We start from the raw sequence: 22145 nt of genomic DNA on the forward strand, positions 1-22145 counted from the left end.
TCAGCTCCTTAAACCACAACAAGAACGATTAATGAGATAAAGGCTACCGCTGCCCATTGGCCTAGTACGATAAGTTTTTTATCGAGCAGTTTGCCTTTGATGCGGATCGGCATTACCTGAGGCATCATGCTAAAGAAAGTTTGAGCATGAAGCAGGCTACCCAGTAGCGCGACGATGTTAATACCGACGATTAAAGGGTTCGCCATGAAATCTAGCCATGTTTGCCAAGACTCAGGCCCTTTCACAAGCGCGCCTAGACCAAAGGTCAAGAACACCGTGAATAGCACAAGTGGCAGTACCGTTGCTTCACGTAGCATGTAGAAGCGGTAGAACGGATGGTTGCTCCACCACGTACGGTTCATTTCGCGAACATAAGGTTTACGGTTGCTCATCTTATGCCTCCTCTGCCGCTTTCGCTGGCGTACCGTCAGGTTTGAACATTGAGATAACGAAGTCCATTGAAGACTCAACTTTGCCTTGGTTAACCGCCGCTGCTGGGTCTACTTTCTTCGGACACACTTCAGAACAGTAACCCACGAACGTACAACCCCAAGCACCGTTTTCACCGTTGATAAGCTTCATACGCTCATCTTTACCATTATCACGGCTGTCTAGGTTGTAACGGTGTGCAAGAGTCAGTGCCGCAGGGCCAATGAACTCTGGGTTGAGACCGAACTGAGGACACGCTGCATAGCAAAGACCACAGTTGATACAGCCAGCGAACTGTTTGTATTTCGCCATCTGCTCTGGTGTTTGCAGGTTAGTGCCATCTTCTGGCTTACGGTCGTTACCAATGATGTAAGGCTTAATCGCTTCTAGGCGCTCGATGAACGGCGTCATGTCGACAATCAAATCTTTCTCGATTGGGAAGTTAGCCAATGGTTCGATAGTCAGGCCGTTCGGGTAGTCACGTAAGAAGCTCTTACAGGCTAGTTTTGGCACGCCATCAACCATGATGCCGCAAGAACCACAAATCGCCATACGACAAGACCAGCGATATGACAGATCTTTATCTAGGTTGTCTTTGATGTAACCAATGGCGTCTAACACAGACATCGTTTCATCAAATGGCACTTCGAAAGTTTGCATGTAAGGTTCTGCATCTTTCTCTGGGTCGTAGCGCAGAATGTCTACTTTTTGGATACGGTTTGCTGACATTACGCTTTCTCCTCTTCACGGTTCTCATCTTGAGCTGCTTTTTCAGCGGCTGCCGCTTTCTCTGCTGCTTCACCATACAGACGAGCTTTCGGTTGAGACTTGGTGATCTTAACGTCGCTGTAGTCGATGGTTGGTGCTGCATCTTCGTTGAAGAAAGATAGAGAGTGTTTTAGGAAGTTCACGTCATCACGCTCAGTGCAGTTGTCGTCTAGACGTTGGTGTGCACCGCGAGACTCTTTACGAAGGATCGCTGAGTGAACCATCGCTTCCGCCACTTCTAGGCCGTAGCCCACTTCGATAGCGTAAAGTAGGTCAGTGTTGAACACTTTACCTTTGTCTTTAATGCTGATCTTCTTGTAACGTTGCTTAAGTTCAGTGATCTTGTCGATGGTTGCTTGCATCAAGTCTTCTTGACGGTAGATACCACAACCTGCTTCCATGGTATGACCCATTTCAGTACGGATATCTGCCCAGTTTTCGTCGCCTTCTTGGTTCATTAGCGCTGCGATGCGATCTTCGACTGCTTTCACTTGTTTAGCGATAGACTCTTCATTCCAGCCTTTGAACTCAGCTGCGCGTTGCACCGCGTGTTCACCCGCTACGCGACCAAATACCACGAACTCAGCAAGAGAGTTTGAACCTAGGCGGTTTGCACCATGCAGACCAACAGACGCACACTCACCAACCGCGAATAGACCTTTAATGCGAGTCTCACATTGACCGTTGGTTTCGATACCACCCATGGTGTAGTGAACCGTTGGGCGAATTGGGATTGGCTCTTTTGCAGGGTCAACGTTTACGTAAGCTTTCGCTAGCTCACAGATGAACGGTAGACGCTCTTGCAGGTACTCTTCACCAAGGTGGCGAAGGTCAAGGTGCACCACATCACCAAGAGGGTGCTTGATGGTGTTGCCTTTCTGCTGCTCGTGCCAGAATGCTTGAGAAACTTTGTCGCGAGGACCCAGTTCCATGTATTTGTTTTTCGGCTCGCCCACTGGCGTTTCAGGGCCCATGCCGTAATCTTGTAGGTAACGGTAGCCGTTCTTATTGACGATGATACCGCCTTCACCACGACAACCTTCAGTCATCAAGATGCCAGTGCCTGGTAGGCCGGTTGGGTGGTATTGAACGAACTCCATATCACGTAGTGGTACACCGTGGCGATAAGCCATTGCCATACCGTCGCCTGTTACAATGCCGCCGTTAGTGTTGCAGTGATAAACACGACCTGCACCACCGGTTGCTAGCACAACAGATTTCGCCTTGATGGTAACAAGCTCACCTTCAGACATGTGAATCGCGATAAGGCCTTGTACTTCACCTTCTTCAACGATCAAATCCACCACAAAGTACTCATCAAATCGTTTGATTTGGTCGTACTTCATCGAAGTCTGGAACAGAGTATGAAGCATGTGGAAGCCGGTTTTATCCGCTGCGAACCACGTTCTCTCTACCTTCATACCGCCGAATCGGCGTACGTTTACTTCACCGTTTTCTTTACGACTCCATGGGCAGCCCCATTGCTCCATTTGGATCATTTCGCGAGTCGCGTTCTCAACAAAGTATTCAACAACATCCTGTTCACATAGCCAGTCGCCACCGCCAACCGTATCGTTGAAGTGGTTATCTAGGCTATCTTCGTCCTTGATTACTGCCGCTGAACCGCCTTCTGCCGCTACCGTGTGCGAACGCATTGGGTAAACTTTAGAAATCAGTGCTACTTCTAATTCAGGATTAGCTTCAGCCGCTGCAATAGCAGTACGAAGACCAGCGCCGCCTGCGCCGATGACTGCGATATCTGTGGTAATTGTCTTCACAGTTATCCTCCAGTGTGATGCGGAGTTTTCCGCTTGTTATTATAAAAAGCCAATTTAGGAAGTTCTAAATAGTAGGAACCATTTAGCACCCCTAAGCCTTAAGTGGTAGGTTCAGTGTATGAGATGACGTGATTTCAAAAATTGATTTATTTAGTGTTTTGCTTCGGTAGTGCAAGTGAGAGCATAAACTTTATGGGATCTGTGACTGCAATCACGGCAAGAATTTGTTGCGTGCTACAGATAAAAGAAGGTGTTGATTAATGCGGCGATATTGAGTGGTTTATTATTGATTTTGTTGATTATTATTCGCGTTAACCATCAATGTCAGTGTTATAAACCTTCTGATAACTGAGCATTAAGAAAAGATGATCTTTTGCTAAACAAACGGTATCTTTCGCCCCAGTTATTTCAGTGGGTAATCCTAAAATCATGAACCAAGCTAACTGGCAGCCAGCTGCGCCGATTAAGCAGTTGAAACAACGTGCTTTATTGATTCGTCAGATCAGAAACTTCTTTTTTGAGCGTGACGTAATGGAGGTCGACACGCCTGCGATGAGCCACGCGACCGTCACCGATGTGCATTTACACACTTTCAAAACGGAGTTTGTTGGCCCTGGGTATGCAGATGGTCAAAAGCTGTTTTTCATGACCAGCCCAGAATTTCACATGAAACGTCTTTTGGCGGCAGGCAGCGGTTGTATCTATCAAATAGCTAAAGCCTTTCGTAATGAAGAGAACGGTCGTTACCACAACCCTGAATTTATGATGTTGGAGTGGTATCGAGTAGGTTTCGATCATCATAAATTAATGGATGAGATGGATGACTTGCTTCAGCTAGTTCTGAAATCGGGCAAGGCAGAGCGCATGACCTATCAAAACGCATTTCTTGCTGTGCTAGGAGTGTGCCCACTGGAAGGTTCAATGGCAGAGCTGAAAGTGTGTGCAGGCAAATTAGGCCTGAGTGATATTGCGGAACCGGAACAAGACAGAGACACTTTGTTGCAGCTTCTGTTTAGCATCGGCGTGGAGCCTAAAGTTGGCCAGCAAGTACCGGCTTTTGTTTATGACTTCCCAGCGTCTCAAGCTGCACTGGCTAAGATTAACCTACAAGACAATCGCGTAGCTGATCGCTTCGAGGTTTACTTTAAAGGCATTGAGTTGGCGAACGGGTTCCACGAATTGGATAACCCGCAAGAGCAGTTACAGCGCTTTGAAGAAGACAATCAAAAGCGTATCGAGATGGGGTTGGAGCCACAACCGATCGATTACCACCTTATTGAAGCGTTGAAGTCGGGTTTACCAAGTTGTGCAGGTGTAGCACTAGGTATAGACCGATTAATCATGCTAGCAATGGGGCATGATCATATCGACGAAGTGACGGCATTTCCTTTCCCACGCGCTTAACGCTTGCTTTTTAGAGTCAGCTAATTCTGGTTACGTCAGGTTAGCTGACTAATATACCCGTTCCCACTACGGCGACAATCGCGCCAATCCAAGCGTAGGCGTTCGGTCTTTGCTTAGTATAAATCCATAAAATAGGCAGCAGCATGATCGGCGTTGTTGATGATAACAGTGCCACCATTCCGACATTCCCTTCTTGCAGTGCATAGAGAATCAGCGTCATCCCTACCGCCATCGCGAGAAAGCCGTTAATCGCAGTAATGAAAAGTATGTTGCCGTTGATTGGATTGACCGCGCGCGACAACCTTGCTCCTGTTAATCGAAATAGTGAGTGGGCGATAAACGCGGTGATCATTCGAATGGCCGAGGCAGCAACGGGGTCGATGTTCGTCTGCATCACGGGTTTGGCGATAATACCACCCAATGCCTGGCAAATTGCCGCGGTTAGCCCCAAAGCCACACCAATCCAAACCGTGCCTTTGATGGTCTCAAACTGGTTGTTTGCTTGCCCTTTACGGCCGAAGAAAATAGCAGTGAGTACACCACTAAACACCAGCGCAGAGCCGATGAGCTCCAGGCTAGTCATGCTTTCACTAAACAGGAAGTAGCCAAAAATGGCAGAAAACACGGCGTGACAAGAGAACAGTAAACCGGCTTGGCGTGGTCCCATTCGGTTCAAACAAGCAAATAGGGCGGTGTCACCAATAAAGATACCAATCAAACCTGACAGCATCATTGGCGTGATTAAGTCTGTTTCTACGGTTGCCCAACCACCGGTGATCCAAGCCATAGTTGAGAGCATGATGGCAGTGCAACCCATCCGCCAGCGACTATAAGCGAATGACCCTAAGTGCTGAGCCGGTTTCACCGACATCAAGCTGGCAATCGCCCACAAAAAAGCCGCAGCTAAGGCCAACCATTCAAATCCCATTGCTCACATCCATGTAAAAAAGCGAAGAAATCTAATATGCCTGAAAGCCTTTAGTTAGAAAAGAACCGAGGGAGAAAAGGTTTAGCGTCAAACAGTCCATTCGCAGAAATTTGATGGATATGAGTTATCGATAGAGAACATAAGCCGCAGCCCGATGTTTTATCGGACTGCGGCGAGTTTGGTTAGACGAATAAGAACATTGCTAGGTAGACAATAGCAAGACCCACAACACCTAAGATAACGCCCATTTTCGCCATGTCTTTGCTTTCGATAAGGCCGGTCGAGTAGGCGAGCGAGTTTGGTGGTGTTGAGACGGGTAGAATCATGCCGAGGGAAGCTGAGAAGGCGACAACGACGAGCAGTCCTTGTAAGCCACCGATCGCAGCCAAGCTCTCCATAGATGCCCCAATAGCCGCCGCAATCGGCATCAATAAGTTAGCTGTTGCAGTATTGGACATGAAGTTCGCCATCAACCAACACACAATCGATAGAGTCAGAACGACAGCCGCAGGAGAGAGGGATTCATAATCAATCGCGTGCGCCAGTGCGGCTGCCAATCCAGTCTTGTCTAACCCAATGCCAATCGCGATACCACCGGCAACCAACCACAAAACGTCCCAGTTAATCAGTTTGAGCTCTTCTTTACCCATGATGCCGGTTAAGGTGAACACAGCCAGTGGAATGATAGAAACTACATAGGTGTTCATGCCGTGCAATTTGGTCGTCATCCACAACAGAATCGTTGCCGCAAAGGTGACGTAAACCACGATAGCGCGCCAACTCTTTTTAAACTGACCATCGAGTCTTAACACCATGTTCTTCTGTTGGGACGGAAAAAACTTCTGCAACAGAACCCAAGCAATCGTCAGCTGGATAATTACAAAAGGCAGACCCATCATCATCCAGCTGAGGAAGTCGATGGTGTTTTCTCCGGTCAGGTATTGCAATGCTATTGCGTTCGGTGGTGTCCCGATCGGCGTTGCAATACCCCCCGTATTAGCCGCGATTGGAATACACAATACTAAGGCTTTAATACCTAAATCTCCTTTCGGTGCGGATGCGACAATCGGGCCAAGCAGCGCGAGCATCATCACCGTAGTCGCGGTATTCGACATGAACATTGAAAATACCGCGGTGATCAGCATCAGTCCGAGCATGATGTAGCGAGGTTCTGTCCCAAAAGGTTTCAGAAGAACGCGCGCTAAGTTGTTATCCAACTCATACTTAGACGCCGCGATCGCCAATGCAAAACCACCCATGAATAGAATGATGATTGGCGAAGAGAAGGCGCTGAAGATATCGGTGTATTTGATCAGTTCCCCTAAATCATGGCCGGCTGGTGGCTGTCTGAATAGGTGCAAGCCTTTGTCGGATATCATGATCACTTCAAGGGTGATGATCAGGATCGAGGTCGCAAAAACAGGAACAGGCTCCAAAACCCAAAGTAGAGCAGCGAGTAGGAAGATAGCCAACAGACGATGTTGAATTAAGGTCAAATCGTCAATGGGAATGGAGTCGATAGGCATAAAAAGCACACCTAACGGAATTGCAAAGCAGATCAGCAATTTAACGAGAACGCCAACATTGAGCTTAGGCATGTGAAGGAAACCCTATGAAGAAATATCTACAAATAGAGTAAGTTATCTGATTTTTGGATACTTGGGTGATGGTTATAAAATTGCAAAGTCGTTTAACTTTTCGGCAACTGTTTTGCTTTTGGTCAATATTTGTTAACGGGCTTTCAAGTTGAGTCGGCCGTAGATACAAAAAAGGTGAGCCATGAGCTCACCTTTCAATATCAACGAATCACTAGAGATTATTCTTGCTCAGCGTCGTCTGCTTGTACGTTTTCTGCTTCTGCTTCTGCTTCTGCTTCTGCTGACGCGATGTGCGCGTAAGGCGTACCTAGAACTGTTTTCTCACCGTTTGCCATGCTCTCATCGAACTTGATGGCATCTTTAGCAAATAGGTTGATAACAGTTGAGCCTAGCTTGAAACGGCCCATCTCTTCGCCTTTTTTCAGGATAACTGCTTTGTCACCTTCTGCTGGGTAATCCCATTTGTAAACCGTGTTACCGCGCGGTGGTGTAATGGTGCCAGCCCAAACTTGCTCAATACTACCTACGATTGTTGCACCGACCAGAACTTGTGCCATTGGGCCAAATTCAGTATCGAAGATACACACTACACGCTCATTACGAGCAAATAGGTTAGGAACGTTTTCGGCTGTTAGTGGGTTTACAGAGAACAGATCACCTGGAACGTAGATCATCTGGCGCAGTGTACCGTCGCACGGCATATGAACGCGGTGGTAATCACTTGGTGATAGGTACAGAGTCGCGAATTCACCGTCTTTAAACTCTTCAGCTAGGTTAGCGTCGCCACCTAGTAGTTCGCGCGCTGAGAAATCATGACCTTTCGCTTGGATCAGTTTGCCATCTGTAATCGGGCCAAATTGGCTTACGCGTGCATCGGCTGGGTGCACAATGACAGATTCGCCTTCTGCGATTGGACGCATGCCTTCTTTAAGCTCACGTACGAAGAACTCGTTGAAGGTCTTGAAGTGTTTTGGATCGCTGTGAAGGGCTTCATCCATGTTCACTTTGTACTGCTTGATGAACCAGTTGATGATCGCTGTGGTTAAACCGCCCGCTTTAGCTGACGCTAGTTTACCGACCAGACGAGTCAGTCCATGTTGTGGAATCCAGTACTGCAATCCAACTTTGATCTTATCCATTGTATTAATATTCCAATGTTGTGTATTTCTTCAATGAAAATCAGTTAATGACGCTTTAGGGCGCGAGATGTTACTCAATATCGCGCCAATTGTCAGCAAGTGCGCAAACTTTGGTTGCAACTGCTGAGAGTTATTCACAAAAACGGCCTTAAAGATCAGCCTTCTTGTTTCTTGAGTACTGTCGGTTGGCCTTGTTTTCAACCATGCTCTCAATGATGCGGTGATAGTTCTCAAAGCGAATACGGCTGATCTTGCCATCCTCAACCGCTTCGCGAAGGATACAACCTGGGTCATCATTGTGTTTACAGTCGCGGAACTTACAACCACCAAGATATGGCTTGAACTCAACAAAGGCTTCGGTGATGGCTTCTGGCTCTAAGTGCCATAAACCAAACTCGCGAACTCCTGGAGAGTCAATTAGGTCACCGCCCGATGGGAAGTGATATAGACGCGCTGCGGTAGTGGTGTGCTGACCAAGACCTGAGTTTTCTGAAACCGCGCCTTCTTCGATATCAAGCGTTGGCATCAGTGCGTTAACTAGGCTTGATTTGCCTACACCTGACTGACCAACAAAGATGTTGATGCGGTTTGCTAGCTCTGCTTCAAGCTCAGCAATGCCATAACCAGTTTCTTTACTCACAAATAGAACCTTGTAACCAATCTCTTCATAGATGGTCAGGGTCTGTTTGTATTCTGTAAGCTGTTCTTCGCTGAGTAGATCAACTTTGTTCAGTACAATCAGCGGTGCGATGCTTAATGTGTCAGATGCGATCAGGTAACGGTCGATAATATTCAAAGACAGCTCTGGCAATACCGCAGACACAATAACCATCTGATCAACGTTAGCGGCTACAGGCTTCAAACCATCGTAGTAGTCTGGACGCGTTAGAATAGAAGTACGTGGCTCAACGGCCTCAACCACACCTGAGATGCCAGCCATTGATTCAAGACCTGCACGCCAGATCACTCGGTCGCCAGAGACCAAGCTTTCGATACCGCGACGTAAGTTACAACGGTGAATCTCATTGGTTTCTACGTCTTCAATGTCCGCATGTTGACCAAATCGAGTGATTACAAGGCCACTCTTGGTGCCACCGAGCATGCTCTCATCCCACTGAACAGAGTCTTCCTGCTTGAGTCGTTTCTTTTGGTTACTGCGTACGCGTCGTACTTGACCTTTGGTTAACTTTTTCTTTTTCGCCACAATTTTCTACTTAAACACATCTAACTTGATGATAGGGAACTCGTCGTAACTGAGCTTGTTGCCATGATATTTCCACGGTACAAAACCTAGTTTGAGTATACTTATTTGGGTATAGTACCTCTTTTACACGCAAACAAATAGGCAGCGCCATTATGTCCTTTAGCGATCAGAACCTAATATGGGTTGATCTAGAGATGACGGGACTTGATCCTGAAACTCATAAAATCATTGAAATTGCTTCTATCGTTACCGATAGTGAGCTTAACATTCTTGCTGAAGGCCCTGTATTAGCTATTCATCAACCAGACAGCGAGCTGGATAAAATGGATGAGTGGTGTACGACGACGCATACGGGCAGTGGCTTAGTTAAGCGTGTGAAAGAGAGTACAGTAACGGAACAAGACGCGATTGCTCAAACGATCGAGTTTCTTGAAAAGTGGGTGCCGAAAGGTAAATCACCGATTTGTGGCAACAGTATTGGCCAAGATCGTCGCTTTTTATACAAACACATGCCTGAACTTGAAGAATACTTTCACTACCGCTACATCGATGTGAGCACTTTGAAAGAGCTCACACGTCGTTGGAAACCTGAAGTATTAGATGGCTTTACTAAATCTGGTAGTCACTTAGCCTTAGATGACATTCGTGAGTCAATTGCTGAACTTCAGTACTACCGTAAGACGATCATCAATATCTAATTGATTCAAAATGATTGTTTTGAATTGATTATCTGGCTGCGAAATCAACATTTTTTTGAAATTCTGTGTGCTTTTTCAGCACTTGACGAAAAAGTTGCAGAATTTTGCATTAAGGACTTGCATCACAAAAAAATGCTCTTATAATTCGCAGCCCTGAACGGCGAAAGACGTTTTCAGAATGCGACACTAGCTCAGCTGGTAGAGCGCAACCTTGCCAAGGTTGAGGTCACGAGTTCGAACCTCGTGTGTCGCTCCAATTTGATAGCTTTCATTGTGCTTAACAATGACATCCGGACGCGGGATGGAGCAGCTTGGTAGCTCGTCGGGCTCATAACCCGAAGGTCGTCGGTTCAAATCCGGCTCCCGCAACCACATTACAGTTAAACGCAATAGCGGTTAACTATGCGACACTAGCTCAGCTGGTAGAGCGCAACCTTGCCAAGGTTGAGGTCACGAGTTCGAACCTCGTGTGTCGCTCCAATTTGAAGATTAACGCGAAAGCGATAATCGAAAGGTGAAAGACCTTTCCGTGATGCGACACTAGCTCAGCTGGTAGAGCGCAACCTTGCCAAGGTTGAGGTCACGAGTTCGAACCTCGTGTGTCGCTCCAATTTGTAGATTAACGCGAAAGCGGTAATCGAAAGGTGAAAGACCTTTCCGTGATGCGACACTAGCTCAGCTGGTAGAGCGCAACCTTGCCAAGGTTGAGGTCACGAGTTCGAACCTCGTGTGTCGCTCCAATTTGTAGATTAACGTGAAAGCGGTAATCGAAAGGTGAAAGACCTTTCCGTGATGCGACACTAGCTCAGCTGGTAGAGCGCAACCTTGCCAAGGTTGAGGTCACGAGTTCGAACCTCGTGTGTCGCTCCAATTTGATAGCTTTCATTGTGCTCAACAATGACATCCGGACGCGGGATGGAGCAGCTTGGTAGCTCGTCGGGCTCATAACCCGAAGGTCGTCGGTTCAAATCCGGCTCCCGCAACCACATTACAGTTAAACGCATTAGCGGTTAACTATGCGACACTAGCTCAGCTGGTAGAGCGCAACCTTGCCAAGGTTGAGGTCACGAGTTCGAACCTCGTGTGTCGCTCCAATTTGATAGCTTTCATTGTGCTCAACAATGACATCCGGACGCGGGATGGAGCAGCTTGGTAGCTCGTCGGGCTCATAACCCGAAGGTCGTCGGTTCAAATCCGGCTCCCGCAACCACATTACAGTTAAACGCAATAGCGGTAACTATGCGACACTAGCTCAGCTGGTAGAGCGCAACCTTGCCAAGGTTGAGGTCACGAGTTCGAACCTCGTGTGTCGCTCCAATTTGATAGCTTTCATTGTGCTTAACAATGACATCCGGACGCGGGATGGAGCAGCTTGGTAGCTCGTCGGGCTCATAACCCGAAGGTCGTCGGTTCAAATCCGGCTCCCGCAACCACATTACAGTTAAACGCATTAGCGGTTAACTATGCGACACTAGCTCAGCTGGTAGAGCGCAACCTTGCCAAGGTTGAGGTCACGAGTTCGAACCTCGTGTGTCGCTCCAAATTGATAGCTTTCATTGTGCTTAACAATGACATCCGGACGCGGGATGGAGCAGCTTGGTAGCTCGTCGGGCTCATAACCCGAAGGTCGTCGGTTCAAATCCGGCTCCCGCAACCACATTACAGTTAAACGCAATAGCGGTTAACTTATGCGACACTAGCTCAGCTGGTAGAGCGCAACCTTGCCAAGGTTGAGGTCACGAGTTCGAACCTCGTGTGTCGCTCCATTTTTAGAGTTGTACATGAAGGGCATTCTGGCAGAGTGCAATCCTTGCCAAGGTTGAGGTCACGCCTAAGCCTTGAAGATCGGGAACCTCGTATGTCGCTCCAATTTCTTTCTAAGCTATCTAGCTTGGATATAGGCTTTAAGCCTAAGCTCTTTCTTTAATGCTGCGAAGCATCATCCCTTAAAAAAGAAAACAATCCTCCAATACACTTGGTGGATATTTTTTTGTCTCAAATTTGTCTTAGCTAATGGAATGCTAATAACTATCAGGTTTCTAAAGAAGATATCTGAGGTTTTTCACATCTGTAAACAGACTTATCCACACTTTATTTGATGTGGATAACTTGGTTGATAAAGTTATTTCAGCCTTAATTCTCAAGTGCTACTGAAAAGATCCTTTCTGATATAATTTCTCTAAATTGTTTGATTTTGTTTTAAGTTGTTGTTTTTAATTAATTTTGTTTGGTTAGGTAGGTTGCTTTGAGGATCGTTAACTTGTTGTTTATTGATCTTAGTCATTTATCTGAACTGTGTTTAACTTTGCTGCCATGTGGAAAGTTTGAGGGAATTTAAATTTTTTTCCACATTATAAAATTTGAGAACAAGGTCAAACATTGTGCTTGAATTCTATGAAACAGCTTACCGTCATTTTGCCGCTAACCTTTATATATCAAGCTTATCGACGGATATTCATGGTGAATGTACTAAGCGTCTCTTGGTAGGCCTTTCTCTACAATTCGAATCAGTCGCTTCTTCTTGCTCTCAATCTTATTCACAGACTCTTTAGAAGCGTTTTCTGAAAGAGAAGGAATTGCTGAAAGACTAGCTTGTACTGAACTTGGCAATTGTTGATTCTGCTTCTCTAACGCCCATTGGATATGTTCATCGAGCATCTCACTGTTACCTAAATGAGACTCCAAAATATCAATGATGCGTTGTTGGAAAGGTGCATTCCCCATCGCGACGAATAAATTTCGTAGCCATTGCGTATGTCCAATGCGTCGAATCGCAGAACCTTCCATCTTTTTCAGAAAGGTTGCCTCATCCCAGCTTGCGAGTGTGACTAAATCGATATCTTGGAATGCTTCACGGCGATGAAAGTCGCTTTGCTTGCTGACATCAGCATGTCGATTCCAAGGGCAAACTAATTGGCAGTCATCACAACCATAGATTCGATTGCCAATGGCTTCACGAAATTCAAGCGGGATAACGCCATCGAACTCGATGGTTAGATAAGAGATACAGCGACGAGCATCCACAATCCCCTCTTCGACGATGGCACCGGTTGGACAAGATGTCATGCAAGCCGTGCATTTGCCACACTCTTCCGTATTCGGCTCATCCACAGGCAGCGGAATATTGACCAGTAGCTCGCCAAGGAAAAACCATGAACCCGCTTCTTTATCTAGGATCAGTGAGTGTTTACCCGTCCAACCTAGGCCAGCCTTTTGAGCTAGTGGTCGTTCTAAGATCGGGGCGGAGTCGACGAATGGACGATAATCTAGGCCTTCAGTCTCTTTTTCGATTTTTTGACCGAGCTTTTTTAACTGATTGCGAAACAGTTTGTGGTAGTCACGGCCTAGCGCGTAACGACTGATATAACCTTGTGTGTTGTCAGCAAGGTTGGTCGCGAACTGTGCTTCAGGCGGGAGGTAGTTCATGCGCGCGCTGATCACACGAATGGTGCCTGGGTGTAATTCATCAGGTCTCGCACGCATCATGCCGTGGCGTGCCATCCAGTCCATGTCACCATGGTAACCAGCGTCTAGCCATGCTTGTAACGCAGGTTCATGCTCACTTAAATCGACGTCACAAATTCCCACCTTTTGGAAGCCGAGCTCTTGTCCCCAAGTTTTAATTTGTTCAGCGAGGTGGTCTAAATTCATAGCTTAGTAACAACTTTTTATCGTGGCATGAGCGAAAATGGGGGCGGATCTTAACGGATCTTAATAGCATTGACCAGAACAGAGGCAAATTCCTGGCGATTTTTCATATTACTTACACTTGAATGCTTGTCTCTCAAAACCTTCACGGTTTACTATTCTTGTTCTTTTGATTTTTATATAGTCAACGATCGATTTTTAGAGAACGTATTCATGAGCACGAAACAATTTACTTTGAAAGATGAGCAAGCAACGATTCAACTGGGGACGGAGCTTTCAAATCTATGCTCACAGCAAACCACTATCTATTTGCATGGCGATCTTGGCGCAGGTAAAACGACGTTCAGTCGTGGCTTTGTAAAAGCGCTTGGCCATCAAGGAAATGTAAAGAGCCCAACGTATACTCTGGTTGAACCATATCAATTGGCAGATTGGCAGGTATATCACTTTGACCTATACCGCCTTGCCGATCCTGAAGAGCTAGAGTTTATGGGAATCCGTGACTACTTCACTCCTGATGCTATTTGTTTAGTTGAATGGCCAGAGAAAGGGGAAGGTTTATTGCCTGAAGCCGATCTTGATATCGATATCCGTTACCAAGATGATCATCGAGTCGTCTCTTTAACCGCTAACAGTGAATATGGACAACGCTTACTTAGTCAGTTGGAGTTATGTTGATTTCTAAACGCCTTCTTTCCACAGTGGCCATGATGGCCGCTGTTTTCTCATTACTGTTTTCTTCCCTTGCTGCTGCGAACTCTCTGAAAGGGTTGCGTGTATGGCCTTCTCCTGAAGAAACCCGAGTTGTTATTGATCTAAAGTCTGAAGCAGATTTTAGTTATTTTACTTTGACCAGCCCCAACCGTTTGGTGGTTGATCTTAAGCGCACCAACCTCGCGACTAAATTACCGGTCACTGTTACAGATAGCCCGGTATTAAAAAAAATCCGTAAGAGCTCTCCTCCTGAAAAAACGACTTATCGATTAGTCTTCGAATTGAAAAAATCGACCAAAGCCGAGATTTTCAAACTGAGTCCAACCCCAGGCGGGCAATATGGTCACCGCTTAGTGATCGATCTTCCACATGGTGAAACGAAAAAATCATCGTCTAGCTCAAGCTCTTCGAGCAGTTCAACGGTGAGTAAGAGCATTGATCAAGTTCAGCGCAAGAAAGATATCTTGATCGTGATCGATCCAGGGCATGGTGGTGAAGATCCAGGCTCAATCGGCCCTTCAGGGAAATATGAGAAAAATACCGTCTTAAGTATTTCTCGTAAAGTTGCGGCTAAGTTGGATGCGGTACCAGGCGTGAAAACTCGAATGACGCGAAATGCCGATTACTTCGTTAACTTGAACCGCCGTGTTGCGATTGCTCGTGAAAATGAAGCGCATCTGTTGATCTCGATTCACGCCGACGCATTCACGACTCCTCAACCTCGTGGTGGTTCAGTGTTTGTACTCAACACTCGTCGTGCCAATACCGAGATCTCCCGTTGGATTGAGAACAAAGAGAAACAATCTGAATTACTTGGCGGAGGCGGAGCGGCTTTCACCAACAATATCGATGATAAGAACGTTAACCAAACTCTGTTAGACCTGCAATTTAGTCACTCTCAAAAAGAGGGCTACAAATTGGCAACGGAAATCCTGTCCGAGATGGGTAAAGTGGCAAAGCTGCATAACCGTAAGCCAATCAATACCAGTCTAGCGGTATTGCGCTCACCACAAATTCCTTCGGTACTGGTTGAAACTGGTTTTATTTCTAACCCGACGGAAGAGAAGTTGTTGTTCCAACGCTCGCACCAAGACAAGTTAGCAACGGCGATTACTACTGCAGTAGTGAAATACCTGAAAGCGAACCCGCCAGAAGGTATCGTGCTGTCTAACAATGCAAGACCGACGTCAGCCCCTGTCGCTTCCACTACTACTCATAAGGTGGCGCGCGGTGAGTCGTTGTCTGTGATCGCTAAGAAGTACGGTACTACCACTCAAAACTTAGTGACCATGAACAACCTGAAATCGACAAGCTTAGCGATTGGCCAGAAGTTAAAGGTACCGGGCGCGAAACAGAGTACAAGTAACGCTGTTGAACAACGCACTCTTACTCACGTGGTTCAGCGTGGCGAGTTCTTAGGTAGCATTGCCAATAAGTACGGCGTCAGTGTTGCAGCCATTAAACGTGAGAACAACTTAAGATCTGACGTCGTTAAGGTTGGTCAAAAACTTAAGATTACAGTTAGCGTTAAGGCGTTGCCGCTGCGTAAACACAAAGTCGTACGTGGAGACTATCTTGGTAAGATTGCCTCTAAATATGGGGTAACAGTAGAGAGTATCCGCAAGGCGAACAAACTGCGCTCTGATGGCTTGGCCGTTGGGCAAGTGTTGGTTATTCCGCATAAGTAGAGAGCCATTATGACGATTAAGATATTACCTGCACGTCTTGCCAACCAAATTGCTGCTGGTGAAGTGGTTGAAAGACCGGCTTCAGTGGTTAAGGAGTTGGTGGAAAACAGCTTAGATTCAGGTGCAACCCGTATCGATATTGATATCGAGAAGGGCGGCGCTAAGCTGATCCGTGTTCGTGATAATGGTAAGGGCATCGTCAAAGATGAGTTAGGCCTGGCACTAAGCCGTCATGCAACATCAAAGATTCATACTCTTGATGACCTTGAAGCGATTGTAAGTCTAGGCTTTCGTGGTGAAGCACTGGCGAGTATTAGCTCGGTAGCGCGTTTAACCATGACCTCGCGACCAGCGACGCAAGACCAAGCGTGGGCGGCGTATAGCGAAGGGCGTGACATGGCAGTAAAACTACAACCAGCAGCACACCCAATCGGCACCTCCGTCGAAGTCTTAGATCTATTCTTTAATACGCCGGCAAGACGTAAGTTTCTGCGTACTGAAAAAACCGAATTTACTCATATTGATGAGCTGCTAAAGCGCATTGCCTTGAGCCGCTTCGATGTGACGATTAACCTACGTCATAACGGCAAGATGGTTCGCCAGTACCGTGCAGCAAAAACTGAGATTCAAGCGGAAAAACGTATTGCGGCTGTGTGTGGCAATGCTTTCGTGCGTCATATGCTCAAGATTGAGTTAGAGCACCAAGGGCTTAGGCTCCATGGTTGGATCACCACTCCTGAGGGGGCAAGACAGCAAAGTGACTTGCAATATTGCTATGTGAATGGCCGTATGATGCGTGATAAGTTGATCAATCATGCAATCCGTCAAAGTTATGAGACTAGCCTTCGTCCCGATCAATTTGCCACTTACGTGCTATTCATTGAGCTAGATCCACACCAAGTGGACGTGAATGTTCATCCGGCCAAACACGAGGTACGCTTTCATCAAGCTCGTTTGGTGCATGACTTTATCTATCAAGCGTTGAGTGATGGTTTAGCGCAAACTAAACACATTGATGCTGCGCCTGTTAATCAGTCTGCTTTCCATCAAGCTGAGCCAGAGTTGAGCGATGAAGTCATTGATTCCACTGAAGGTGTTGATACTTTTGTTTCGATTCAACCACCCTCTTCTTCGATAGACATTTCTCAAGCACCGGAGCGAGCAAGAGAGGCGATTGACAAGACCCCGGCTTATCCAAGAAAAGCGGAATCAGAACGTGTCCGAGAGAGTGTTCAAGATCGCACATCGAACTACTCACTAAGCCAAGAGCAAAGCCAGTACGGTAGTGGTAGACAGAGCTTTACGGGCTCTCCACGTCAAGAGTGGATTGAATCACGTCCTGCGCCGAAACCAGATAAACCTTCGAATCAACATCATGCAGAACCGGCACCATCTAAGCGTGAAGTGAAAGCCTACAAAGAGCTATTGCAAACACCAGAGTTTCCAAACTCAACATCAGGCGACAGCGCGCTTTCAAAAGATTCATCGTCGAGGGCTGCTCCTGTAGTCGAACACTCACCGGTTGAAAGACCGATCATTGCTGAGCTTGGCAAAGCGATTACTGTGGTTAATCAACAGTATTTGGCGATGGGAAGTAAAAATGGTTGCTTGCTGCTGTCATTAGCTAAAGCAGAATTCTTGCGGGTTGTTGGACAGATGAATACTCAGCATGGGCCTTTAAAAAGCCAACCTTTACTGGTGCCTTTATCGATGAAAGTTGGTGGTGAACTGGTTGAAGTGGCAAAGGCATTAAGTCCTCAATTGAATCTGCTGGGTATCGAATTAAAAGCCAGAAACAGCGAAGCGATCATGGTCATGGGCGTACCATCACCTCTAAGACAGCAAAACTTACAAATTTTAATCCCAGATCTGTTATCGTACGCGGCTTCGCTCAATATCCAGTCTAATAATGCTCAAATTATGCAACAGTTAGTAAATTGGATTGGTGTTCAAACCGCGCAGGTAAAAAGCGACTACACTTTATCTGAGGCGGTTCAATTAGTTGGGGAACTTGAACAGCTCTGGCAAGGTCTACTTCCATTAGATGACCCTGAGTTTGTGAACCCAGTTGATTTTTCAGCGACCATTGCAGCATTTACGATTTAATTTATTGAGTTGCGCATTTAAGTTCGCGCAGCAATAAGCTCTGACAAACAGAGCGCTTTAACAGAGAAGCAAAAACAAAATATCATGACTCAGAAACTACCTTTAGCACTGTTTTTAATGGGGCCAACCGCATCAGGTAAAACAGATCTAGCCATTCGCCTACGTCAGAAGTTCCCAGTAGAGATCATCAGTGTGGACTCGGCGTTGATCTACAAAGATATGGATATTGGTACTGCGAAACCAGACGCAGAAGAGTTAGCGCTTGCTCCTCATCGCTTGATCGACATTTTAGATCCAAGTGAATCTTACTCTGCGGCAGATTTTCGTCGTGATGCACTCAAAGAGATGAATGACATTGTTGCGGCAGGAAAAATACCATTATTGGTCGGTGGTACTATGCTTTACTACAAGGCATTGCTAGAAGGGCTATCCCCTTTACCTGCGGCAGACCAAGAGATTCGTAAACAGATTGAAGCAGAAGCAAACGAGCATGGCTGGCAAGTTATGCATGATCAATTAAGAGAGATTGATCCAGTATCTGCGGAAAGAATTCATCCAAATGATCCACAAAGACTCTCAAGAGCATTGGAAGTTTTTCGAATTTCGGGTAAAACATTAACAGAGCTAACTCAAACGAAGGGCGATAGCCTGCCATTTCGTGTGAAGCAATTTGCTATAGCTCCCAAGGAAAGGGCTGAACTGCATCGTCGTATTGAATTGCGTTTCGAGAAAATGATAGAGGCAGGTTTCGAAGATGAGATGAAGGCGTTATACGCTCGAGATGATCTTCATCCTGATCTACCATCGATCCGTTGCGTAGGATATCGTCAGATGTGGGACTATTTAGATGGGAATTGTGACCTTGATGAAGCGGTATTCCGTGGAGTCTGTGCAACCCGTCAATTGGCCAAGCGCCAAATCACCTGGTTACGCAGTTGGGATGATTTAACTTGGTTAGATAGCGAAAACATTGAACAAGCGCTAGAAACTCTTTCAGATGCAATAGCATCTGACTAGCATAGCTGTGTATAATGTGATCGCTTTTGCGTGAATATACTCTGGAAAGGATCCGTTATTGAGGCTTTTTAAACTTACAGCCTTTCAATAACAACGGAGTTTTTTTATTCGTTTAGCTCAGATGCAAAGGCCGCACCTTTTTGTGCACCACTAGCTAAATAATTACAACAAAATACAAAATAAGGAAAATAAAATGGCTAAGGGGCAATCGCTGCAAGACCCATTTCTAAATGCACTTCGTCGTGAGCGCATTCCAGTATCAATCTACCTTGTTAACGGCATTAAGCTGCAAGGTCAGATCGAATCTTTTGATCAGTTCGTGATCTTATTGAAGAACACAGTAAACCAAATGGTTTACAAGCATGCTATTTCTACAGTGGTTCCTGCTCGTGCAGTTAGCCACCACAGCGGTGAGCGTGCACCAGCTGATCGTTCAGAGAAATCTGAAGATTAATCGTTCAATCAATACAGCTAAAGCTGTAATAAGGAGTTGGTTGCTTGTTTGACCGTTATGAATCCGGTGAGCGAGCCGTACTTGTTCATATCAACTTCACGCAAGAGGGTGAATGGGAAGACCTAAGCGAATGTGAAATGCTGGTCTCCTCTGCGGGGGTAGAAACACTACAAGTTATTACTGGTAGTCGTCAGTCCCCGCACCCTAAATACTACGTCGGAGAGGGTAAAGCCCAAGAAATCGCTCAAGCCGTTCAGCTAACTGGGGCTGAAATTGTGATTTTTAATCACGCCCTCTCTCCTGCCCAAGAGCGCAACCTAGAGCACTTGTGTAAGTGTCGTGTGATTGACCGCACCGGTCTTATCTTAGATATCTTTGCACAGCGTGCGCGAACTCATGAAGGTAAGCTACAAGTTGAGCTTGCTCAGCTTCGTCATATCTCTACTCGACTGATTCGCGGTTGGACCCACCTTGAGAGACAAAAAGGTGGTATCGGTCTTCGTGGTCCAGGTGAAACTCAACTAGAAACAGATCGACGTCTGTTGCGTGACCGTATAAAAGCGATATTGCGTCGTTTAGCGAAAGTAGCTAAGCAGCGTGAACAGGGCCGCCGTGCTCGTAATCGAGCTGAAATCCCAACCATTTCTCTTGTTGGTTATACCAACGCAGGGAAATCAACACTGTTTAACCAGATCACCCGTGCTGGTGTTTACGCCGCAGACCAATTGTTTGCAACGTTAGACCCAACATTACGTAAAATCGATCTGACGGATGTAGGTCCGGCAATCCTTGCAGATACTGTAGGATTTATTCGTCACCTACCGCACGATTTGGTCGCTGCATTTAAAGCAACGTTACAAGAGACGCAGGAAGCTGACATTTTGTTACATGTTGTTGATGCCAGTGATGACCGCTTTCGTGAGAATATTCAGGCAGTTCATGATGTATTAGAAGAAATCGATGCTCATGAGGTGCCAACCCTTGTAGTCATGAACAAGATTGACTGCATGGAAGACCAAAAACCTCGCATTGAACGAGACGAAGAGGGCGCTCCTCGCGCTGTTTGGGTCTCTGCAATGGAAGGTGAAGGCATTGAGTTACTGTTTGAGGCGCTGACAGAACGTCTAGCAAGCCAAATGGTTCAATATCGACTGTGTATTCCACCTCAACATCAGGGCCGTATTCGTAGTCTGTTTTTTCAGTTGAAATCTATTCAACAAGAAGAATATGATGAAAAGGGTAACCTGTTGATAGATATCCGAATGCAACAAGTGGATTGGTCTAAACTAGAAAAAAGAGAAGGGGCACTCTTAGGTGACTTTATCGTTTCCGAAGAGACTGCTACAGTATAACGTCATATCAAATGATGGAGCTTTCTAATGGCGTGGAATGAGCCTGGAAATAACAACGGCGATAACGGCCGCGATAATGACCCTTGGGGTAATAAAAATAATCGCGGTGGCCGAGATCAAGGACCGCCAGACTTAGACGAAGTGTTTAACAAACTGAGTCAAAAGTTGGGTGGCAAGTTTGGTAAAAAAGGTGGCAACGGTTCATCTGTTGGCGGCGGCGGTGCAATTGGCTTTGGTGTCATTGCAGTTATCGCTATCGCAATTTGGTTCTTTGCGGGTTTCTACACCGTAGGGGAAGCAGAGAGAGCTGTGGTACTTCGATTGGGTCAGTTCGACCGTATTGAAGAGCCGGGCCTTAACTGGCACCCACGTTTCATCGATCAAATTAGCGATGAACAACTGGTTAACGTTCAAGCAATTCGTTCACTGCGTGCTTCAGGCACCATGCTGACCAAAGACGAGAACGTTGTGACGGTTGAAATGGGTGTTCAATACCGTGTTTCAGACCCATACAAATACTTGTATCGTGTAACTAACGCGGACGACAGCTTGCGCCAAGCAACAGACTCTGCGCTTCGTGCGGTAATCGGTGACTCACTAATGGATAGTATCCTAACAAGTGGTCGTCAACAGATCCGTCAAAGCACTCAAGAAACACTGAACCGTATTATCGATAGCTACGACATGGGTATCCTAATCGTAGATGTGAACTTCCAGTCGGCTCGTCCACCTGAGCAAGTGAAAGATGCATTTGATGATGCAATCGCGGCTCGTGAGGATGAAGAGCGTTTCGAGCGTGAAGCAGAAGCTTACCGAAACGACATTCTTCCAAAAGCGACAGGTCGTGCTGAGCGTTTGAAGAAAGAAGCGGTGGGTTACTCAGAGCGCACAGTTAACGGTGCACTTGGTCAAGTTGCTCAGTTTGAAAAGCTACTTCCTGAATATCAAGCGGCTCCTGAAGTAACACGTAACCGTCTGTACCTAGATACAATGGAAAAAGTGTACTCAAGTACGTCTAAAGTGCTGATTGATTCTGAATCGAGCGGTAACCTGCTTTACCTACCGATTGATAAGTTAGGCGCTCAAGGTGGTTCTACGTCGGGCTCTCGCTCTACTAAAGCACCATCAGCTTACGATCAGATTGAGCTAGAAACTCAAACTGAAACGCCATCGAGCTCTCAGTCTCGTTCAGATAGCTCACGTCAAGGGAGATACTAATA

General features: G+C 46.3%; 17 protein-coding genes and 14 tRNA genes. 23 read left to right on the forward strand and 8 right to left on the reverse strand.

Going from position 1 to position 22145, the window contains the following annotated elements; all coding sequences use genetic code 11:
* Nucleotides 1-8 precede the first annotated feature (8 nt).
* From frdC to frdA, 3 genes are read right to left on the reverse strand one after another with little or no spacing between them, the layout of a single operon-like run.
* Nucleotides 9-392 carry a fumarate reductase subunit FrdC gene (frdC, locus tag OCV50_RS01195; protein WP_261903511.1) on the reverse strand — a complete coding sequence of 128 codons (384 nt, stop codon included), beginning with the start codon at nucleotides 390-392 and terminating at the stop codon, nucleotides 9-11.
* A 1-nt stretch (nucleotide 393) separates the two neighbouring features.
* A complete protein-coding gene (locus tag OCV50_RS01200) occupies nucleotides 394-1158 on the reverse strand; it encodes a succinate dehydrogenase/fumarate reductase iron-sulfur subunit (protein ID WP_261903512.1) in 765 nt (254 codons plus the stop codon).
* The gene (gene frdA / locus OCV50_RS01205) at nucleotides 1158-2975 is read right to left on the reverse strand and encodes a fumarate reductase (quinol) flavoprotein subunit (protein WP_261903513.1); all 1818 of its coding nucleotides are present in this window, start codon (nucleotides 2973-2975) and stop codon (nucleotides 1158-1160) included. Before frdA ends, OCV50_RS01200 begins: the two co-directional genes overlap by 1 nt.
* A 429-nt stretch (nucleotides 2976-3404) precedes the next feature.
* On the opposite strand from frdA, the gene epmA reads away from it, so the two are divergent.
* Nucleotides 3405-4379: an elongation factor P--(R)-beta-lysine ligase gene (gene epmA / locus OCV50_RS01210; RefSeq protein ID WP_261903514.1), complete on the forward strand. Its 975-nt coding sequence runs from the start codon at nucleotides 3405-3407 to the stop codon at nucleotides 4377-4379.
* Nucleotides 4380-4419: 40 nt separating this feature from the next.
* Here epmA and OCV50_RS01215 read toward each other — a convergent pair whose 3' ends face one another.
* The 4 genes from OCV50_RS01215 to rsgA all read right to left on the reverse strand — a co-directional run bounded on the left by OCV50_RS01215 (nucleotide 4420) and on the right by rsgA (nucleotide 9248).
* The gene (locus OCV50_RS01215; RefSeq protein ID WP_261903515.1) at nucleotides 4420-5307 is read right to left on the reverse strand and encodes a DMT family transporter; all 888 of its coding nucleotides are present in this window, start codon (nucleotides 5305-5307) and stop codon (nucleotides 4420-4422) included.
* A 182-nt stretch (nucleotides 5308-5489) separates the two neighbouring features.
* Nucleotides 5490-6905 (reverse strand): SLC13 family permease, encoded by a 1416-nt coding sequence (locus OCV50_RS01220; RefSeq protein WP_261903516.1) that lies wholly within the window; start codon nucleotides 6903-6905, stop codon nucleotides 5490-5492.
* 218 nt (nucleotides 6906-7123) lie between these two features.
* Nucleotides 7124-8044 (reverse strand): archaetidylserine decarboxylase, encoded by a 921-nt coding sequence (gene asd, locus OCV50_RS01225; RefSeq protein ID WP_239842305.1) that lies wholly within the window; start codon nucleotides 8042-8044, stop codon nucleotides 7124-7126.
* Between the two features lie 148 nt (nucleotides 8045-8192).
* Nucleotides 8193-9248, reverse strand: a complete 1056-nt coding sequence (gene rsgA, locus OCV50_RS01230; protein WP_239842306.1) for a small ribosomal subunit biogenesis GTPase RsgA — start codon at nucleotides 9246-9248, stop codon at nucleotides 8193-8195.
* A gap of 152 nt (nucleotides 9249-9400) precedes the next feature.
* On the opposite strand from rsgA, the gene orn reads away from it, so the two are divergent.
* From orn to OCV50_RS01305, 15 genes are all read left to right on the forward strand, one after another.
* Nucleotides 9401-9946, forward strand: coding sequence for an oligoribonuclease (gene orn, locus OCV50_RS01235; protein ID WP_239842307.1), 546 nt, complete (start codon nucleotides 9401-9403; stop codon nucleotides 9944-9946).
* A gap of 180 nt (nucleotides 9947-10126) precedes the next feature.
* A tRNA-Gly gene (locus tag OCV50_RS01240) sits at nucleotides 10127-10202 on the forward strand.
* A 39-nt stretch (nucleotides 10203-10241) separates the two neighbouring features.
* Nucleotides 10242-10318 (forward strand) — tRNA-Met (locus tag OCV50_RS01245).
* 32 nt (nucleotides 10319-10350) lie between these two features.
* A tRNA-Gly gene (locus tag OCV50_RS01250) sits at nucleotides 10351-10426 on the forward strand.
* 54 nt (nucleotides 10427-10480) lie between these two features.
* Nucleotides 10481-10556, forward strand: a tRNA-Gly gene (locus OCV50_RS01255).
* A gap of 54 nt (nucleotides 10557-10610) precedes the next feature.
* Nucleotides 10611-10686 (forward strand) — tRNA-Gly (locus OCV50_RS01260).
* Between the two features lie 54 nt (nucleotides 10687-10740).
* A tRNA-Gly gene (locus OCV50_RS01265) sits at nucleotides 10741-10816 on the forward strand.
* Between the two features lie 39 nt (nucleotides 10817-10855).
* Nucleotides 10856-10932: transfer RNA gene (locus OCV50_RS01270), tRNA-Met, on the forward strand.
* Nucleotides 10933-10964: 32 nt separating this feature from the next.
* Nucleotides 10965-11040: transfer RNA gene (locus OCV50_RS01275), tRNA-Gly, on the forward strand.
* A 39-nt stretch (nucleotides 11041-11079) separates the two neighbouring features.
* Nucleotides 11080-11156: transfer RNA gene (locus tag OCV50_RS01280), tRNA-Met, on the forward strand.
* 31 nt (nucleotides 11157-11187) lie between these two features.
* Nucleotides 11188-11263 (forward strand) — tRNA-Gly (locus OCV50_RS01285).
* Between the two features lie 39 nt (nucleotides 11264-11302).
* Nucleotides 11303-11379: transfer RNA gene (locus tag OCV50_RS01290), tRNA-Met, on the forward strand.
* 32 nt (nucleotides 11380-11411) lie between these two features.
* Nucleotides 11412-11487, forward strand: a tRNA-Gly gene (locus OCV50_RS01295).
* A gap of 39 nt (nucleotides 11488-11526) precedes the next feature.
* Nucleotides 11527-11603 (forward strand) — tRNA-Met (locus tag OCV50_RS01300).
* A gap of 33 nt (nucleotides 11604-11636) precedes the next feature.
* Nucleotides 11637-11712, forward strand: a tRNA-Gly gene (locus OCV50_RS01305).
* Nucleotides 11713-12415: 703 nt separating this feature from the next.
* Here OCV50_RS01305 and queG read toward each other — a convergent pair.
* Nucleotides 12416-13597: a tRNA epoxyqueuosine(34) reductase QueG gene (gene queG, locus OCV50_RS01310; RefSeq protein ID WP_261903517.1), complete on the reverse strand. Its 1182-nt coding sequence runs from the start codon at nucleotides 13595-13597 to the stop codon at nucleotides 12416-12418.
* Between the two features lie 210 nt (nucleotides 13598-13807).
* On the opposite strand from queG, the gene tsaE reads away from it, so the two are divergent.
* The 7 genes from tsaE (at nucleotide 13808) to hflK (ending at nucleotide 22143) form a co-directional block, all read left to right on the forward strand.
* On the forward strand, nucleotides 13808-14272 hold the full coding sequence (gene tsaE, locus OCV50_RS01315) for a tRNA (adenosine(37)-N6)-threonylcarbamoyltransferase complex ATPase subunit type 1 TsaE (protein ID WP_150872913.1): 465 nt from the start codon (nucleotides 13808-13810) through the stop codon (nucleotides 14270-14272).
* Entirely contained in the window at nucleotides 14266-15996 is a 1731-nt protein-coding gene (locus OCV50_RS01320) for an N-acetylmuramoyl-L-alanine amidase (protein WP_261903518.1), read from the forward strand. Before tsaE ends, OCV50_RS01320 begins: the two co-directional genes overlap by 7 nt.
* Nucleotides 15997-16005: 9 nt before the next feature.
* Entirely contained in the window at nucleotides 16006-18102 is a 2097-nt protein-coding gene (gene mutL / locus OCV50_RS01325) for a DNA mismatch repair endonuclease MutL (RefSeq protein WP_261903519.1), read from the forward strand.
* 84 nt (nucleotides 18103-18186) lie between these two features.
* Complete coding sequence (miaA, locus tag OCV50_RS01330; protein WP_032551488.1) at nucleotides 18187-19119, forward strand: tRNA (adenosine(37)-N6)-dimethylallyltransferase MiaA; 933 nt, start codon at nucleotides 18187-18189, stop codon at nucleotides 19117-19119.
* Between the two features lie 193 nt (nucleotides 19120-19312).
* Complete coding sequence (hfq, locus tag OCV50_RS01335; RefSeq protein ID WP_032551489.1) at nucleotides 19313-19573, forward strand: RNA chaperone Hfq; 261 nt, start codon at nucleotides 19313-19315, stop codon at nucleotides 19571-19573.
* Between the two features lie 44 nt (nucleotides 19574-19617).
* A complete protein-coding gene (gene hflX / locus OCV50_RS01340; protein ID WP_239843155.1) occupies nucleotides 19618-20925 on the forward strand; it encodes a ribosome rescue GTPase HflX in 1308 nt (435 codons plus the stop codon).
* Nucleotides 20926-20952: 27 nt separating this feature from the next.
* Nucleotides 20953-22143, forward strand: coding sequence for an FtsH protease activity modulator HflK (hflK, locus tag OCV50_RS01345; protein ID WP_239843154.1), 1191 nt, complete (start codon nucleotides 20953-20955; stop codon nucleotides 22141-22143).
* Nucleotides 22144-22145 lie beyond the last annotated feature (2 nt).

Origin of the sequence: Vibrio fortis (assembly GCF_024347475.1) — a bacterium.
Lineage (GTDB): Bacteria > Pseudomonadota > Gammaproteobacteria > Enterobacterales > Vibrionaceae > Vibrio > Vibrio fortis.

Coding starts and splice junctions, on each gene's coding strand:
- frdC (WP_261903511.1), bottom strand. CDS start 392: ATGAGCAACCGTAAACCTTATGTTCGCGAAATGAACCGTACGTGGTGG.
- OCV50_RS01200 (WP_261903512.1), bottom strand. CDS start 1,158: ATGTCAGCAAACCGTATCCAAAAAGTAGACATTCTGCGCTACGACCCA.
- epmA (WP_261903514.1), top strand. CDS start 3,405: ATGAACCAAGCTAACTGGCAGCCAGCTGCGCCGATTAAGCAGTTGAAA.
- OCV50_RS01215 (WP_261903515.1), bottom strand. CDS start 5,307: ATGGGATTTGAATGGTTGGCCTTAGCTGCGGCTTTTTTGTGGGCGATT.
- OCV50_RS01220 (WP_261903516.1), bottom strand. CDS start 6,905: ATGCCTAAGCTCAATGTTGGCGTTCTCGTTAAATTGCTGATCTGCTTT.
- asd (WP_239842305.1), bottom strand. CDS start 8,044: ATGGATAAGATCAAAGTTGGATTGCAGTACTGGATTCCACAACATGGA.
- orn (WP_239842307.1), top strand. CDS start 9,401: ATGTCCTTTAGCGATCAGAACCTAATATGGGTTGATCTAGAGATGACG.
- queG (WP_261903517.1), bottom strand. CDS start 13,597: ATGAATTTAGACCACCTCGCTGAACAAATTAAAACTTGGGGACAAGAG.
- tsaE (WP_150872913.1), top strand. CDS start 13,808: ATGAGCACGAAACAATTTACTTTGAAAGATGAGCAAGCAACGATTCAA.
- OCV50_RS01320 (WP_261903518.1), top strand. CDS start 14,266: ATGTTGATTTCTAAACGCCTTCTTTCCACAGTGGCCATGATGGCCGCT.
- mutL (WP_261903519.1), top strand. CDS start 16,006: ATGACGATTAAGATATTACCTGCACGTCTTGCCAACCAAATTGCTGCT.
- miaA (WP_032551488.1), top strand. CDS start 18,187: ATGACTCAGAAACTACCTTTAGCACTGTTTTTAATGGGGCCAACCGCA.
- hfq (WP_032551489.1), top strand. CDS start 19,313: ATGGCTAAGGGGCAATCGCTGCAAGACCCATTTCTAAATGCACTTCGT.
- hflK (WP_239843154.1), top strand. CDS start 20,953: ATGGCGTGGAATGAGCCTGGAAATAACAACGGCGATAACGGCCGCGAT.